The organism is Flavilitoribacter nigricans DSM 23189 = NBRC 102662, from assembly GCF_002646595.1.
Taxonomy (GTDB): domain Bacteria; phylum Bacteroidota; class Bacteroidia; order Chitinophagales; family Saprospiraceae; genus Flavilitoribacter; species Flavilitoribacter nigricans.
Window position 1 is genome coordinate 1 of record NZ_PDUD01000070.1, and the last position, 17,953, is coordinate 17,953.

Genomic DNA, 17,953 nt, shown 5'->3' on the forward strand with positions numbered 1-17,953 from the left:
TTCAAAGCCCTTCTCTAGACGTTTGTCTCCTAGTTTACTATTTAATCGCTTTCCCATTTGGGAAAGATAGCAATCTTGTCAAAGAACTATTGGCACATTTGTGTGCATACCGTAGGTCTCCAAAAACCTGGAAAGTCTTTTACGCCTGATTTTCCATGCTTATTCCGCCAGATACACCCAAAAGTCAGTAACTCCGAGTCCACTGCCAATATACCCGCGGTTACCAATAGAAAACCCGGTCGCTTCCTGCCTGGCTCTTCCTGTAAAGTTGGTTTTCTTAGTCCACACATTAGTAGTTGGGTCAAACTCCCAAAGGTCATTATTCCGGTCGCTGGTATTGTCACAGCCAGTGCCGATATATCCTTTATCACCGATTGAAAAGCTTACCGTACAGGCTCGTCCTTGCTCCACAAAATTTGCTTTACGCGTCCAGCTATCATCAGATGGGGCATACTCCCAGAAATCTCTTCTTCGAATTGAACCATCTATTATTCCGATGCCCAAATAACCCTTGTTTCCGATGGTAAAAGTGGCTGCTCCGTAGCGGGCGATCCCCTCAAAACTGGCAACTTCCTTCCAGCTGTCCGTTGGTGGATCGTATTCCCAAAAATCATTTTGAGCGTCTCCAAAGAAATCTACTCCGGTGCCAAGATAGCCTTTACCATTAATCGCAAAGCCGGCTGCGTGGTGGCGAGGGCCGCCAGGAAAGTCTGCTTTTCTGGTCCAGGTATCTTCATTGGGGTCATATTCCCACAGATCTTCGTACTTGGTACGGTACGGGCAAAAACAGCCAAGCATACTGCCGGTTCCGACATAAGCTTTCCCTTGGATAACGAAACTTACGGCACCCAGCCTTGGCGTTTCACCGGGGAAATCTGCCTTTCTGGTCCAGGTATCTTTGTCGGGGTCATATTCCCAAAAATCGGGTTCTTCCCCTCCACCAACGTACCCTTTGGTACCAATTGAAAATCCAAATGCTCCACTTTTATCATTACCGGGCACATCAGATCGTTTGAACCAGACATCTTCTAATTGAAAGGACCGGGCCTCACCGTAAAAGGTTTTCCCTGCTACAGTTAGATAAGGTCTGAAATATACTTTATTTAAAAAAAGCGGAATTTCTTTTTCGAACGATATTGCTGAAGATGCAGTAATGATTCCCTGTTCCGCTTCGAAAGGATCGTTGTTTATGTCGGGAGCAATTTGGGAACTCCAGGTAAGCCCGTAGCTGGATACCGGCAGTCCTTGGGGAAGTCCGGAAATGGTGGCGGCCACGGTGGCCCTTTGTGAGCCGGAAGGTTGTACGATGGATGTTATTTCCAGGTGTACCGGTAGGGGCTGGGTATTTAATTGTTTTACTTCATTCTCATATATGACTTCATTGTCAATTACAAGATAAGCTCTGTAAAAATAAGTCAGACCGGGCGTTAGACCGTTTACTTCACTTCTGAAATTGCCGTTCCCGGAATTTTGTAGCACTGTTTTACCAATATTGTCATCTAAGGAGGGTAGCAGTTGCTGGGATAGGGACCAGACATGTCCATATTGTTCTACAAAATTTTCTTTCAAGATACCGCTGATAGCGCCTTCTATCGTTAACTCGGTGGGATTATTCCCTACAATAACTTGAATTGATTTGATCTCGGGAACATTCTGTAACTCCAGATCCCAACGTTCACAGGACAAAACCGAGACTAATATAAAACATAATATGCCTATAGGAATATTCCATTTTCCAGCACTATCATAACTGGAAGCTAGTAGTTTCATTGGATATACATTTTGTAAGTTTAAATGTCAAATATTAAGGATCAAACACCCAAAAATCTTTAAGCTCGTTAGCGAAATTGACCGTAGAGAAGTTAAAACCTAATCCTAAGTATCCTTTTCCGGCAATTGAAAAAGTAGCTGCCGGCGTTATTATTACCCTTTTTTCACCAATAAAATCAGCTCTGGGGTTCCAGGCATTTGTCATTGGATCATATTCCCAGAAATCAATCTCCCTAGCATCGGTTTCTCCCAAACCGACATATCCTTTATCATTAATTGAGAGCGCAGCGGCATTTCTTCTTGGCCCGGCGACAAAGTCGGCTTTTCTGGTCCAGGTATTGTTAGTGGGTGCGTACTCCCAAAAATCATCCAAACTCGTAGTAAATGATCCACCTCCCAAGCCAAAGTAACCATTTGTAGCAGTTGAAAAATGAATACCCCCTACTCTCAATGGGCCGGGGAAATCTTCTTTTTGTGTCCATTCATCCCCTGCAGGATCATACTCCCAGAGCGTAGCCGTTAATTCCTTAGAATAATCAGGATTAACTTTTCTTCCTACCCCCCAATAGCATTTTCCGTCAATCGCAAAACCAATAGCATTTTCAGTAGGTCCACCGGCAAAGTCGGCCTTTTGTTCCCAGCTATCATCCATTGGATCGTACTGCCAAAAATCCTGGAGCAGACTCCTAGTCTCATCCGAACCTAGACCAACGTATCCGTAGCGATCAGTAGCAGAAGCCGTAGCACCGGATCTCGGCGGACCGCTAAAATTAGCTTTTTGGGTCCAGGCGTCGGTCTCCGGATCATATTCCCAAAAATCAGAGCGTAAATCACCATCAAATACCCTAAACTGCGGTTTGAGATATCCCTTATCTCCGATCGAGAACGTCAATGCATTACCCAAAAAGCTCAACGCTCCCGGGAAATCAGCGACTTTACTCCAGAAGTTTAAATCGCCGTCAAATTGGAGCGTATTACCATAGATCGTATCTGCCCGCAGATCGGCATACTGCAGTATGGCATAGGCCCGGATGAATAAATCCTCCTCGTTCTCCAATCCTTCCAGCGTGTAGAAGAACGGATCGTTAGTAAGTCGGGTGCCGAGGTTCACAAATTGGTCGAACAGGGTGGGCAGTTCGGTTTTATTGGACCAACAAAAACCGTGTTTTACTGCGGTGAGATCTTTTTCGGTTCCCGTCAGTTTTCCACTTATTTCCAGACTGTATTCCTTTTCGTAATCGATACCTAAAGTAGTGATCGTTGCATTTCCACTGATATATGCTACCGGATCGCTGTAAACGTAGTTTTTTCCATCCGTGGTGGCATAGCCCCTAAAAATATATTCAGTATTTGGCGCCAATTTAATGATGGCAGAAAATTGCGGATTTTGATCAATGGTTTTCCCACCAAAGGCATGCTTACCGTCGTGTTCAAAAAATGAGGGAATGATTGCGTTGGTACTCCATAAGATTCCATGCGCTGTTATGGGGCCGATCGATAAGTCACCGATCAAACCGGTAATTCTTACCGAATCAATTGAAATCGTTTCTATTGGCTCTAATTCGATTTGAATGTAATCCTGCTGTTCCAATTCCCAGGGTTCACAAGCAAAAAACACAAAACCGAACAGTAAAAAAAGCCATATCGGACGGGTTTTGCCACGAGAACTACCGGATTGCGGAATGGTAAACAATTGGTTATGGTTCATATGGTCGGATAGTGTCTAAAGTTTGATGAATTGCTTGAACGCGTTTTTTTGTTTATTCCTAACTTCCAGAAAATAATGACCCTCCGGTAAGGAAGAAACATCTATCCTTTGTTCAGTTGAATGGAAATATTGACTAATCAAAACTCGGCCGTGGAGATCCCTTATGACCAGCATACTTTCCTGGTCCGGGAAAAAATCGGTCTTAATCCGGAGCAGGTCACTTACCGGATTGGGACTTACGGATACGTCAATTTCCGACCAGTGGTCATTAGTTGTAGTTAATAGACTAGCGCAGGCATCTCCGGTAATCTTAGAAACCTCGAAGAAATCGGATAGTGCGTAACAGCCCTGAAGATCATTGAGATTAGCATTGGTTTCCAAACCCATAATATTGTCAAAGTATATCAACCAAACCAGGGCAGTGCCGGCATCTTGTCCTTCAAAGTTAAAGGGCGGAGCTCCGGGAAGGCTGGTAATGTTTAGATTGGTATCGGTAAAAATCCATTCGTAATCGAACCCAAAACCGCCTTCCGAATCAACCGCAAAAACATCCGGCAAGCCATCGTCTACACAGACTGAATCCAATTCGGTGGCAGGACCTATAGTACCTACCGAAGGAGCCGGCCTGGCTAAGCTGGTCTGAATGGAGAAATAACCTTTGTCGCGGGTAGGCCTCCCAAATGAGGAACTAGCGCCATCTACTAATAAATAATAGGTTTTATTTCCTTCCAGGCATTCCATCATAAAAACTGGATTTTCAATTATGCGATTTTCAAGAAAACCTATGTCAGCAGCTGTTAATAAACTGAATGTGCTGAAGTCGCTACAGTCCTCAACCTGGTATACTGCGACCTGAGCATTAAAATTACCTGGAAGTTCAAAGCTATTACTTAAATCAATTAATACATTACCCCCATCCGGAGGAGTACGGAAGGTAAACCAGACGGAGTTATCTATCGTGTCATTAAATGCGGACCAGCCGTCCAAACCAGCGAAGCGACTTGATACGGGTGGCGTGATGAAAAATTCACTTTCCGGAACGGTGGCTCCAAGGTTGCTAAATATTTGAGCGGGATTTTCTAAATCCAACGGGATGGCACCACACGGATCGTCATTAATCGGAGGGGTGATTGTGGTAATAGTTAAACAACCTTTTCCGGAAAAATTAATGCTGTCCTGCTGGTATCTTTTACCTGAAACCTGCATGTAATAGGCGATACCCTCCGATAAATTTGGGGTCATGATTACACCATCATCGTTTATTGGTATTGAACAATCAATATTTTTGAGGCTAGAGAGGTCTTCACACGATTCGCTTAACTCGAAAAGGTTGATTTGAAAATCCTTTAAAAAATCAAAAGTGTCCGTAACGGCAATGATCGCAATGTCTTCCGCCGGCGCTACAAAACTATACCAAACGGAATTGTATACCACGGTGTCAATCTGAGAATCGCTACTACAGTAGATAAATGGTTCATTTTCCTGAGCCGTGGCCATTTCGAGATCGATGTTCGGGAGTTCGCAGCTTGCTCCCACGTTGATCATTATGGCGTTGCAGAGATTATCGTTGGCCGGTTGGGCCCGGCCGACAGTTACGCTAAAAAATATTATTGCAAATAGTTGGGTTGATTTTATCATTGAAGGTTCGTCAATTTCGAAAATTAATGAAAAACAATACGGTGAGTAATAACATGTAAATTGTTATTTTTCAGATTGATATACTCGGAAGTCTTTTCGAAAACTACCATCGTAACCACCAACGATATATCCTTTACTGCCGACAGCGAAACCAGTAGGGTCTCGTCTGAAACCACCATTATAGTCCGCTTTCCTTATCCATTGATCTTTTAATGGAGCATATTCCCAAAAATAGCTATCATAGCCTAAAATATATCCCTTGCTGCCAATAGAGAATGCCGCGCTCCAACTTGCTATCTCATCTTCAATATCGGCTTTTCGTTCCCACCGGTCACTGGTTTGATCGTATTCCCATAGTTCTTTAGATATGGCTTCATTAAAAGATCTGTTACTACCGCCGACGAAATAGCCTTTTTGTTCCAGGGAAAATGTTTTAATATTAGATCTGGCTGCACCTGGGTAATCTGCTTTGCGCGTCCACTTATCATCAACCGGGTCATATTCCCAGAAGTCGGCTTGGGGGGTTCCATTAAAATAGTCCTTACTTCCTGTACCCAAATATCCTTTATCACCAATAGTAAAACCCGCCGCAAATGTTCTTTGCCCGCCTGGGAAATGTGCTTTCCTGGTCCACTGATTGGTTGCCGGGTCATATTCCCACAAATCCCTCGATGGCACGTTTCCTGTAAACAATCCGGTACCCACATAGGCTCTTCCCTTAACTACAAAACTGACTGCATACCCTCTCGGAGTCCCTGGAATATCTGCTTTTTGTATCCAAACCTCTTCATCCGGATCGTACTGCCAGAATTCGGATGTGTACCTCTCCCCCGAAAATTGAACTCTCCCGGATCCAACGTAACCTTTGCCATTTATAGCAAAGGCAATAGCTGCTTCTGCAGGCCTCCCCCCAAAATCTGACTTTTGAAGCCAGGTATCTTCCGTCCGAATGATCTGTTGTTCACCATAATAAATGTGACCACCTGCCTGAAGAAAAGGGCGGACATAAGTAACTCCTAGCGGCAATTGAATGGTTTTACTATAATTAAATTCGGATTCGCTGATTACAATGTCCTGCTCCGCAATAGTAAAATCAGTGACTACATTGGGGGGCGACCCCTCCTTCCACGTGATACCGAAAGACGTAACCGGCAACCCTTCTAATAAGCCGGAAAAGGAGGTATATATAGTGGCCGTTGAAGCTTTATCTTTCTTAGTAATGCTGTCGATTTTCAAGTCGGGGGAGAGTAAAGCAGTTTGGAATTGCTCTATCTCACCGTATTTAACTTGGTTATTGTGCAAGACGTAGGTTCGGTATTGGTAAATTTGGCCATGCAGGAGATCAGTTACCGGAGATTGAAAACTTTCGTTTCCCCGTTTTCCAAATAAGCTTTGACCCTCATTTTGTTCTACAGTAGGTTCAGGCCTGTCGATCAGCGACCAAACATGGCCGTGGTTTTCCACAAACCCGTTATCCAAAAGGCCATTTATTGAGCCATATAGTTTGCCTTCTGAAGGGATTGTTGCTGCTTCGAATTTCCCGGTGATTACTTCTGGAATATCAACAGGTGGAAGATCCCATTTTTCACATGAAACCAGAAAAATAAGGTTGCAAGCTATTCCTACGATCAACCAATTCCGAACATTCATGATCTAAGAATTTTGTAGAATGTTAATTGCAGATGGTGCAAAGGGGCTACTACCCCGGGCTATTGTTCAAATTCCCATAATTCATCGACGTCAATAGGAAAAAAAACGCCATCAATTCTAAAATTACCGGTTCCGATATAACCTTTATCGCCGACTGTGAAACTTATGGCTTCCCTTACAGGTACTCCACCGTAATTTGTTCTACGCGTCCACTTATCCGCTTCCGGATCATATTCCCAGAAATCTTTTAATTCCCCCTTGGCACTTTCACCGGTACCAACATAACCTTTACCTTTGAGTGAAAATCCGGTAGCCAGAGTTCTCGGGGAGCCGGGAAAGACAGTTTTAAACGTCCAACTGTTTTTGACTGGATCGTACTCCCAAAAGTCGGGTTGATAACCGTCACCGAATCCGGTACCAACAAGACCTTTGTTATTGATTGCAAAGGCAACTGCATCAATTCTCGGAGTACCTCCAAAATTTGCTTTTCGATTCCATTGGTCGGTGGTTGTTTCGTATTCCCAAATATCTGGTAGCATGATATCGTCAGGAAAGCTTTGGCCTAGTCCTAAATATGCTTTGGTATCAATAGAAAATCCTGATGCTTTGAATCTTTTTGTTCCGGGAAAATCGGCTTTTCGAGTCCAAATATTCGTTTTGGGATCGTATTCCCAAAAATCATTAAACACCATTTGGTACTTGAAGCCTAAACCTATGTATCCTTTTTCACCCACGGAGAGACCGACGGCTGCGACCCGCTCCCCTCCGGCAAAATCTGCTTTTTGTGTCCAGGTATCCAGTGAGGGATCGTATTCCCAAAACCCGGCATAATGTAGAGAGGTCTCATACTGATGCCCGGTGCCTACATAGGCTTTTTCTCCAATCGAAAAGGCTACACCAACAGAAGTGGGGCCCCCGCCAAAGACTGCTCTTCGGGTCCAAGTATTTAGATCACCTTCAAAAGCAATTACCTCTCCGTACAGGGTATCCACTTTACCTTCAATAGAGAACAGCGCGAATGCCCGGATATAATGGATGGTATTATTTTCCAAACCATTAATTATACCGCTAAATACTTCGTCGTTCCTTCGTTGTCCCAGGTCGACAAAATGATCGGTCAAAGTCGGTTCCGGTCTTACCGTAGACCAGCAGAAGCCATGCTTAATAGCCACCAATCCTTTTCTTGTGCCTGATAGTTGACCGTAAACATCCAGGCTGTCTCCACGTTGATAGTCCAACTCCAGTGTTGAAACAGTACCGTGACCAGTAGTGATAGTTTGGCTTTCGCTGTACACGTAATTTATATTATCCGTCGTTATATAGGCCCTAATATTATACCGGGTGTTCGGGCGTACTTGTAAGGTTTTGGAAAAGGAAGACGACTCGGATGGAGTTTTCAAACCCAAATCAACTTTACCCTCATTAAATATGATCAAAGGAGCTTCTTCTTGGGTGGTCCAAATAAAACCATGCTCCGCCAGAGGATGAATGTTTAGGTCAATTACTTGGCCGGTAATACGGATGGAGTCGATCGATAAAGCTTCCAGCGAAATTATTTCTACCTGGGAAAAATCCGACTGTTCAAGCTGCCACTTTTCACAACCGGAAAGGCATAATAATGCACTGAACCCTCCCATTAGCAACCAAAAAAGATTAAGATTTCTCGTTAAACCTAAATTCATTACGGGTTTAATTTTAAATATAGCTATTGTTAATCAATGGTATTATTTCTGACCTGGGGCGTTGTGATTGAATTCAGTTTATAAGGCTATCAACTTCGGCGGGGGTCAAAGCAGGTGGGAAAATTCCTTTTTTCATTTTTTCTATCATAGCTTCCCCTACTTTTCTAGCGGTAGGTTCCGATCGAAATGCCCGGTTTCCTCCCACTGCCGGCAAATGCGGTTGGTGGATATAGCGCTTTCCTAGGTAGTAAATATCATACCCCCAACCGGAATCAGTTTGAAAGGTACGAACGAACATATCTGCGGAATTATCGGCTACCGCTAAGGACGTTTGGGTTTGTACCGGATCGTTTATTGACTCATTGACATTTTTGCAGCCAGGGCCAAATGCGCCACAGAGTAGGAATAGCATGACCAAGAAAACATCAATAGTTTGGATGTTTGCAGATTGGTACTTTCCGGATAAGGTGGGCTTGAAACTGCAAACCATTGAATTTTCAGTTTTGTATTCCATACCGTTCCATTTTCTCTGCACTCATCGCCGGAAAACCCTCCTCATTCAGGCGTTCGAAGATATAAGCTGGTATCGGGCTCACCGTAGCCATCCGACCTTTTTGTATAGACATTAGCCAATTGCCATCCTTGGAAAATACCACAGACATCGGCAGCTCTGGTTCTCCCAAAAAATCCATCATAATATTTCCCCGCAGATTCCACAAAGCAGTATTTCCATCATCATAGGCGCTCAACAAGAACCGACCGTTGGGAGAAAATCTGGTTTGCAATACCTTTCCGGGCTGCCCATCCAATATGGCTACCGGTCTGCCACTGTAATCCCAGATCTTGATGGGACCCGATTCCGGTTGAGTGAAAAAGTGCGTGCCTCCGAAGGCGGCATCAACGACTGGTCGATTGTGGGCTTTGACATTGGCGATCATTTTACCGTCAGGCTGATACAATAGCAGCTCACCGCCTGTACCCGTAGTTAGGATTAGCTGGCCATCCGGACTGAAGGCGGCATTAGTTACCGGACCGTTAGGTCCGGTGAAATTAGCCAAAACCTCCCCGGATAAAGACCATAACTTAGCCGAACCGTCGGCTGATGCCGTGAGGATCGACTGACCGTCAGGAGAGAAAGAAGCGCGATAGATATAGCCGGTATGTTGCAGGGGCTGACCTTTCGCTTGCCCATTCGCATACCATATTCTAACACTCCAGTCGGCGGAGCGAGTGAGTATATGTTTACCGTCCGGTGAAAATACAGCTTCAAGAACGGCCGCCTTATGGCCAATCAATTCCGCCAAGGAATTTCCTTCTCGGTTCCAAAGCCGCGCTGTACCATCCCGCGACCAGGTGATAATTTGCTCTCCGTTGACCGCGAAACTAATGCCGGTTACCTCGCCATTGTGGCCTTCAAGCGTAGCCAAAGGAGTACCGTTATCTTTCCAAATTCGGGCAGTTTGATCCGTAGAGCCAGTAACAGCTTCTCCACCGATCGGAGCCAAGGCTACACTGTAAACCGGACTATCGCTGCTTTCGAGAGTCGCGATGATCTCCCCATCGTTTCCCCATACAGTAGCACTGTGATCATCCGCATAAGTAATCACCCTACTTCCATCGGGAGATAGCGTTCCTCCCAGGATATTCCGACCGTTTTCCTTTAACTGTTGATGGTATTTCCAATAGACGGCATCACCAAAGGTGTTGATTATTTTAGGAATAAAGGTATCCTTAACCATATTATAGGCCATAAACGCCAGAGCCATAGCATCGTCATAGTTTTTTCGCTCCAGCTCCTGATCCGCCAGAAAAGCAATGCGGTTCGCTTCGGTGATTACCGAACGCTGCTCCGCGATCTCGGCATTTTTTTCCGCTATTTTTCGGGCCTCAATGGCTTCCTCCTGGAGTTTTTTAATGGCTTTTATATAGCCATTTTGGGCTTCGGTAATCCAGGTCACAATTTCCAATCGCTGATCCTGAGTGATGCCGGGGCAAACCTGCGCCGCCTTAAATTGTGCAATGGCTACTTCAAACTGCAGTTCATCGTAAGCTTGTTTGCCTCTTTTAAAAAAGTCCTGATAGCACTGAGCATTTAAGGGCAATGATCCCAGGCTAATCATCAGACAAATAAAGGTGAATAGGTTTTTCATGTCCAAGCGATGTGATTCAACAAGATTAATTTCCCCCGATGGGAAGGGTAAGTTTAAAGCCAACACTGCCGTTGGGATGCATTGATCTTGCCGGTAATTCTATTACCGGTTGAAACCCAATTCGATTAGGATTACAATAGGTCTCATAATTCCTAAGGTCTTTTTTATACTTATTCTGTCGGATCAGATACATCGCCGCATCTATGGCGAGTATGCCGGCTCCGGCCCAGGTCAGGATCAGGTAGGTATGATGTTGGCTGTTGGCATCCTCGTAGTAGGGGGTGGCTTCGGCGAGTGTTTCCGAGGATTGGTATTGATCGTAAGTATCGTCTCTCCGGTTTCTGAACAACTGACCGGCTCCGATACTGGCTGCACCCAGCCCGGCGGCCAGTAGATAAGGACGTTTTTGTCTGCCGGTAAAAGTGGGTTCACCGAGCTCACAATCGTAGGGGAATTCCTGTTCTCCCCATTGATTGACGCGAAGTTCTACTTCCAGTTCTCCCGATAGATTAATGTATCGTTCCAGCGGATTGAGCCAGGTGATCTTTTTGGTTCCCGGTGATAACGGGCGACCGAAATCACCGCGAAATTCATCAGCAGCGAGCAAAAGGCGTTGCCCGTTCAGTTTGATGACCGGCAATACTTCGTAGTACTGATCTTCCTCCAGATCGGAAAGTTCATAGCCGATCGTTATATCTCCGTTGTCGACGGCTATTTGCAAGTTGCTGATATGGACAGCAGCCGTCCCGGTAACAGAGCCGGGTAAAAGATCTCCTTTGGCAAGATCGATCGTGCTGTTTATGATTTGGGTGCTTGATTCCAATACCTTTAATTGGGCTGAACACCATACAGGCAGGATCAGGCAAAGCAGGATAGTTAGTGGTAAATATCTCATGTATCTTATAGCAAGAGTAACGAATAATAATTCATTTGTTTACAGGGAATGGTAAAGAGGGCTGTTGCTATACTTGGGATGAATCAGGGCTGGCCAGGTTATGGCTGGATAGAAACCTATTTAACAGGCATAAATCAGGGTTTTGAAAAATAGATACCGATCCATTTCAAAACTATTAAGAGCAATGTTAAGTATATCTACTTATTGTTTTTGGGACAATTTTGGCCCAAAGTTTTAAATTTAAGTATTTCAGAATGAATTAATTTGTATTTAAATTATTGATAAACAGATTTTAAGGGTGAATTTTGATGGAAAATATGTTTCAAAAAAAGTAGACGTAAATAGATAAGAGGACTAAAAATAGACCGGTTATTCAGCCACTTTCCCGAAATGGATCGGCTTTTCTGAAGGGGTAAGTTGTATGCGGCCCAGCCGTTCATTTGTTGACGGACAAGAAAAACCATTAACCAAGCGGCCGAAGGGAGGCATAAGTGTAACGGTTAATATACGGCTACTTTACGTATACGATTTTATTCACACCTATATACTTATCCATCCTTTCCGGGTAGTCTCGTGCTGGTGCTAACTTGGTGGTATCCGGATACTTAGTTGATCTTGGCCAGGCATTGCCGAATGCGCTCCTGAATATGACGATTATTGGGGCGGATCTTGGCGGCGTTTCTGTATTGTTCCAGTGCGTACCGGTAGGAACTGGTAGCCTGGTCGGTCTGGGCGGCGTTGAAAAAGCGATCTCCGCTATCTTTAAAAGTATCGAATGCCGTTACTAATTTTCCGGTTAATTCATTGATCCTTCCTTGCGCAAGCGAATTGTTGAAACCGAGGGCCAGGGCTTCCTGGTATCTGCGCATGGCATCGATATAGGTGATCATTCCACGGGCATACAGCTCGTCTCCTTCGCTCATCAACTGATTAAAGATAGACCCCGCATCCGATTTGCTGGTAGCTGCAACCAGACTGTCTTGCGCCTCGGTACCGGTAGAATCAAAAGTAAGCGCCACTTCGTAAGATTGGATGGCCTCCGCATAACGACTCTGGGCCATTTGGGCGTTACCCCGGCTCAGATACTCCTGGTAATTGGCTGCCCGCTCATTTTCCTGAGCTTCCAGCATGGCTTCCAGGTTTTCCTGAGCTTCCGTAGCTTTTTCCTGAGCGTTAAGTCGCTGCCCGTTAGCGATCAAGGCCAGGGTAGCCAGACTGGCGATTACCGCCAGAACAATACCCGCCAGGGTTAAACGGCGGCGGCGATTGGCGGCGGCACTTCTATTGACGAAATCCCATCGGACCGGAGTGAGCAGTTCCTCCTCTTCCAAACGCCGTCGGTACACATTGATCAGTCCCAGTTCGTTCGCGTTCAGCAAAGTTTTGGTAGCAGCAAATTCTTTCTGCCGATTGTTGACGATGTTGGCAATTTGTAAAAGGGCGACTTCGTCGGCGGTGCGGGTTTCCGCCACCTTGCTGGCCAGGGCATCGTGGGCCAGTTCGAGACGTTTGTTGTCAAAGCGGAGGATGCGCTTTTGCTCTAACTCATCAACAATAAAATTGATCTGGTCTTTTTCCAGTTTACCGACTCGCACTTCCTCTTTGCGCAGCGGCCGCTTGGTGCCTTCCAGCGTTACAAAAGCATTCAATAACTTATTGACTGCGTTGGCATTGATATTCGGGAACCGGGAAGCTGCATGTAGTTGTATGGCCAGAGTTTGCCGGCTAAGAAAATCCCCCAGCACATCCTCGATGTTTCCAAAGCGCTCCACCAGTGGTGTGGTAAAGGTTATCTGGTCCCTTTCCTCCTCCGCTGCGGCCTGATATAACTGATCCAGAAATACTTGTAAATAAGTTAATTCTACCCGGCCCTGTCCTCCGGCCAGCACGTTGATGATTTCACTGCCAACCTGCTGATCTCCCAATTCGATACCGAACTGTTTGGTAGTTCGGGTAATGACCTCGTCCGTTTTGGAACGACCCATAGGTTCTACCCGTAGCCTTTTGTCAAATAAAAAAGGGACGATCCGCTCGAAATCATATAGTTGGGCAATTGATTCTTCCCGCATGATCAGGATTACCCGGCAGTAGTTTTCGGTATCCAGGATCTCCGCAATCGTTTCGTAAAATATACTTTGTTCCTCCTGACTTCCCAGAATGAATAATTCTTCAAACTGATCGAATATTAGGAATATAGGTTTCAGGTAATTTTTATACAAACTGCGCAGGTGGTGAATAACTTCGTTCTTTGCTTTCTCATTGGTGGATTTGGTACGCTTAATACCCTGGCGTTTGCGCATGAGCATTTCCCGCAATTTGCTGTTGTTGTCTTTTTCTTCCGGTTCGAACTGTTCCAGGTTGTCAAGGAGTGACTGATTGATATCTTCATTGCGGCGAATATGTACATCGAACCAGTCCGATTCGGCAAATCGATTGGCCAGGCCGCATTTCACTAAGCTGGTTTTTCCGGTACCGGATTGCCCGTACACCAAAGTCAAATTGGACCTCCAGACCAGGTCATAGAGTAGCTCCACTTCATCGTCTCTGCCGAAAAAGATGTCTTTGTCAGCTTTGGTGTAAGCATCCAGAAATTTAAATGGGGAATTGTTTGGAGACATAGAAGTACGGACTTAGCGTTTTCGGGAAAATCTGGATCCACGCGGCTTAATAGTTTCACTTTTAGGACGCGGATCATACTGCCGGTCAAAGATCTCGGCTTTGAAACGGTCAAATTGAGATTGAATCGTGGCGTAGGTGGAATCGTTAACGATCAGGGGTTCATCATTGAGGTTATTTAAAAACTGATAGGAATAAGCACGCTCATCCTGGAAGGCAAATAAAAATAATTTAGAAGCGTAGTCGCTGTTTAAAGCATTTTCGTCAATTACAAAAGGAGTGAGATTAAGGAATTCTTTGATCTGATTATCCTCGGTTTTGAGAAACAGTACACTTTTATTATCCGTGAAGCTGTCAAATTCCACGCCTATTTCGGCAATACCGGTACTGGCAACGGTGAGTGCCCGGTTAAGAGTAATCTGGTTGTGCCGGAAACGGGGAGCCTCGTGTCGTGATTTGACGATCTCAATATTTTTGATGGTGACCAGTTTGTATTTTACCAAAAAGGCGATCTTTTTCAGGATGATCCCTAAATGGTGCTCCGCTTCCATGCACAGATCTTCCGTTTGATCTTTTTCTACTTCACGGTTCAGGACCAGTTCTTGTACACTGTTCATGAAAATATAAGCCTCGTATAATTCCGGTTCTCGCTCGGTATCGATCTTGAGGTCGACCAGCTCATCGATAAAGTAGGGAATTTGGTAGTCATCAAAAATATCGCTGATGGTGAGGATGAGTTTTACGTAGTCAAAATTCTGGTAGTTGGCTTCGCTCAGGGTAAAAAAGCTATTAAAATCAACAATGTAGTCTTCTCCGATCTGCAACTCCCGGTTCTTGTATTTTTCATCCCAAAGTTGGGATAATTGGATGTAGCAAATGAACTGCATCGAAGTCCGGTAAGTAGTGATCAGCTGCTTCAATCGACCGGCAGTAAATTGCTCCATCTCATCGGGGAGACTGGGGTCGTTACTGCGGGTAAACAGTTTTCGCAGGTGTTCGCCGATCGGAGTAGGAAAGGAATCGACGATCTCTCTTTTTATGGAGGGGATATCGAGTTCTTCTTTGTTGAGTTCGTCGTCGAGGTCAGCATTGTATTCCGCCAATTCTTCGCAAATGATGTCAATAAGAATGTCATTGACATCCAACCGAGTTTCGTAATCGAATCGGTTACGCAGTACGTTTGGGGTAGAACGGCGCTTGGGCAATGTCCATTCCTGCACTCCGGTGGCGTCTTCATTGAGATACAATCCCCATGGAAGTCCTCCGGTGTCCGAGCCCGGTAGAACAATACCGCGGTAGGTTTGCGGGCCTCGCCGCCCTTCGTATTTGGAGGTGACAAATGCCGTTGCAATATCAAACGCTTTTTTGATACTGATGTGGCGGGACAACGCGTGGTAAAATTGTTCGGCAAACTCAACGGCCATTTTATCCTGGATCGGAACCGATGTAGCCAGTACCGCTTTGACCCCACTTTTCAGAAGTAATTCCACCTGGGGTTTGGTGGCACAACCGTTGAGGAAAACCAATTGCAGGTTTTCCTGCATCCCCAGCAATTGGGCCAGACCACCGGCACCGGCAGCATGATTGCCGGCACTAGCCGTCTCGAGTTGCAGATGACTGCCACTGGCGTGCCCTCCGTAATGAAAGATAACGGCCTGATTATCGTAACGGGTAAAAAAATCAAATATATCCTCCAGGGTAGTGCTGGCTTCTGCTTCCAACTGGATGATCCCTTCGTCACTATGCCGCCGCAGTGTACGGTACACATTTTTTCGCTCCCGGTTGATCATGCTCAGGTAGGCGTCCCGGTCATTGGCAAAAGCTAGAAAAATGATGGGTTTTGACATTCTTTGCTTGGATTACCGTTCATAATTAAAAATAGAGAAAATGAATTTTATTAAAAGAGATGAAGGGTATCTTTATTGCGGTGCCGAACGGAGCACAATCCAACAAATATAAAATAAAATCTATTTTCAATTAATTGAAGAGTAGCTGTTATAAAACCAGAAGCCACTATTTTCGATGTAGACGAAAATAGTGACTCAATTTAAGGATCCTATTTTACTCAGTTCCGAGCGTAATAACACTTATCATCAATACACACCGCGGCATCTCTACAAACTGTACTGGTAAACATGTTGTTGCAATTGTTATCACCCTGGCAATAGCAGATACCGCCCGTGCAGGTAAATTTCATCACTTTTTGTCCGGTAGTTATCACGTTCGGTCCCCACTGGCCCATTGGATCCATTACTTTTGCACTGAGCACTTTTCCAGCTTTTACACCGACAAACATCCGGCGATCACCAAAACGTAGGTAATTACGGCCTTCCTGTAATTTTGATTTTAGGATGTAATCGATGATCTTAATACCCTTCTGGGGCCGCAGTCTTACTTTGGAGGGGCTGATCAACTGAGGAGATTTAGGCGCTATTTTGAGGGCAGTAGACCGGGTGGGGCTTTGGCGGTACTTAAACCGGAGAATGCGATAGTAAGCACGAAAGCAATCGTTAATACTTGTAAGGATTCATGGTAGCGAGTTTTGGACAGGTAATCAACAATAGCTTCAATAAGATGTATTTTGCAGACCGATTATATACCCAAAAATGGATGGTAGCCCGCTGAAATTTAAAAACCTTTTTACGCGCTGTTTATTTTCTCCACGCCTGCAATCGATCCAGATAAAGGTAAGAAGTAACAAATTCTCGGTGTTTCCGGTCGGTTAACTTTTCCAATAACTCCAGCGAGGAAATATAACTGGCCAGATTCCCGTTAGAGGACAGGAATTTACCATCTTCCACGTAGGTGACCAAAGAATCGTTCTGCACCTTCAGCTCGGGATAAGCTGCCTGTAGTTCGGCCCCGCCCCCGATCCAGGTGACGATCTTTTTGCCGTTTGCGATACCGGCTTCACCGATCAGGTGAGCGCCGGCACAATTGCTGACGGTATAGCGGGTGTGTTGGTTCTGGGTGCGGATGAATTCGACCAGTCGTTGGTTTTTCACCTGGGCCGACATGTCATAAGCGCTTGGAACGAAAAGCACGTCCAGTTCCGGGCAGTCCGCAAAGCTGATGTCGGGCACCATTTTCAAACCTTCTTCACTGATAATCGCGGCCGGCGTTTCCGCAATAGTCAGGACGTTGAAAAGTTTTTCGCCCGTTGCCGTCGGTTTGGTGAATACATCCAATGCAGCGGTTACCTCAGTGGTGAGTACGCCATCATACATGAGTAATCCCACGGTAGGAAGGTCGGGGTCAATGGATGCATGTTGTACCGTCCCGGATGTATCGTTTTCTTCCGGCTGTGCTCCCGGCTGACAGGCAAAAAAAACAGTCAGCAGGCATAAGATCGATATGGAGTACTTTTTCATATTTCTAATGGTATTAATCAGTGATGGGTTTGTGGGTGCTGACGGCAATGCGGTTCCAGGCATTGATCGTCGTAATGGTCATGATGATCTGCGACAGGTAGTGTTCCCCGAAAGTGTCCAGCGCCCGCCGGTAGAGGTCCTCCGGCAGCCCATCCCGGTGAATGAGCGTGACCGCTTCGGTGACTTCCAGTAAGATGCGTTCTTCGGCAGTAAACAGCGACGTCTCCCGCCAGGCATCCAGCAGGAACAGCCGTTGGGGCGATTCCCCGATGCGGAGCGCTTCTTTGGTGTGCATATCGATGCAAAAAGAGCAACCGTTGATCTGGGAGGCCCGGATCTTGATCAGCGCTTTGTGCGTTTTATTGATCTGACTTTTGCTGAGATAGGCTTCCAAAGCAAACATTGCTTGGTAGGCTTCCGGCTCCAGCACGTCGATCTGAATTCTATTTTCCATGTGCTCGTTATTTTGATCG

The 17,953-nt window shown here is 45.4% G+C and carries 12 protein-coding genes; all 12 read right to left on the reverse strand.

The window, feature by feature from the left end:
* Positions 1-159 precede the first annotated feature (159 nt).
* The gene (locus CRP01_RS39775) at positions 160-1,770 is read right to left on the reverse strand and encodes a Kelch repeat-containing protein (RefSeq protein WP_099155684.1); all 1,611 of its coding nucleotides are present in this window, start codon (positions 1,768-1,770) and stop codon (positions 160-162) included.
* A gap of 34 nt (positions 1,771-1,804) precedes the next feature.
* Positions 1,805-3,478 carry a Kelch repeat-containing protein gene (locus CRP01_RS39780; RefSeq protein ID WP_099155685.1) on the reverse strand — a complete coding sequence of 558 codons (1,674 nt, stop codon included), beginning with the start codon at positions 3,476-3,478 and terminating at the stop codon, positions 1,805-1,807.
* Positions 3,479-3,493: 15 nt separating this feature from the next.
* Positions 3,494-5,116, reverse strand: coding sequence for a T9SS type A sorting domain-containing protein (locus tag CRP01_RS39785; protein ID WP_099155686.1), 1,623 nt, complete (start codon positions 5,114-5,116; stop codon positions 3,494-3,496).
* A 63-nt stretch (positions 5,117-5,179) separates the two neighbouring features.
* Positions 5,180-6,766 carry a Kelch repeat-containing protein gene (locus tag CRP01_RS39790; protein ID WP_099155687.1) on the reverse strand — a complete coding sequence of 529 codons (1,587 nt, stop codon included), beginning with the start codon at positions 6,764-6,766 and terminating at the stop codon, positions 5,180-5,182.
* 59 nt (positions 6,767-6,825) lie between these two features.
* Positions 6,826-8,448, reverse strand: coding sequence for a Kelch repeat-containing protein (locus CRP01_RS39795; protein ID WP_099155688.1), 1,623 nt, complete (start codon positions 8,446-8,448; stop codon positions 6,826-6,828).
* 73 nt (positions 8,449-8,521) lie between these two features.
* Entirely contained in the window at positions 8,522-8,962 is a 441-nt protein-coding gene (locus tag CRP01_RS39800; RefSeq protein WP_099155689.1) for a DUF4907 domain-containing protein, read from the reverse strand.
* Positions 8,946-10,598 carry a WD40 repeat domain-containing protein gene (locus tag CRP01_RS39805; RefSeq protein ID WP_099155690.1) on the reverse strand — a complete coding sequence of 551 codons (1,653 nt, stop codon included), beginning with the start codon at positions 10,596-10,598 and terminating at the stop codon, positions 8,946-8,948. Before CRP01_RS39805 ends, CRP01_RS39800 begins: the two co-directional genes overlap by 17 nt.
* A 25-nt stretch (positions 10,599-10,623) precedes the next feature.
* Entirely contained in the window at positions 10,624-11,421 is a 798-nt protein-coding gene (locus CRP01_RS39810; protein WP_099155691.1) for a hypothetical protein, read from the reverse strand.
* Positions 11,422-12,098: 677 nt separating this feature from the next.
* A complete protein-coding gene (locus tag CRP01_RS39815; RefSeq protein ID WP_099155692.1) occupies positions 12,099-14,111 on the reverse strand; it encodes an ATP-binding protein in 2,013 nt (670 codons plus the stop codon).
* A gap of 12 nt (positions 14,112-14,123) precedes the next feature.
* Entirely contained in the window at positions 14,124-15,956 is a 1,833-nt protein-coding gene (locus CRP01_RS39820; RefSeq protein WP_099155693.1) for a CHAT domain-containing protein, read from the reverse strand.
* An 804-nt stretch (positions 15,957-16,760) separates the two neighbouring features.
* Positions 16,761-17,480 (reverse strand): DJ-1/PfpI family protein, encoded by a 720-nt coding sequence (locus CRP01_RS39830; protein ID WP_099155695.1) that lies wholly within the window; start codon positions 17,478-17,480, stop codon positions 16,761-16,763.
* A gap of 13 nt (positions 17,481-17,493) precedes the next feature.
* Positions 17,494-17,934: a carboxymuconolactone decarboxylase family protein gene (locus tag CRP01_RS39835; protein ID WP_099155696.1), complete on the reverse strand. Its 441-nt coding sequence runs from the start codon at positions 17,932-17,934 to the stop codon at positions 17,494-17,496.
* Positions 17,935-17,953 lie beyond the last annotated feature (19 nt).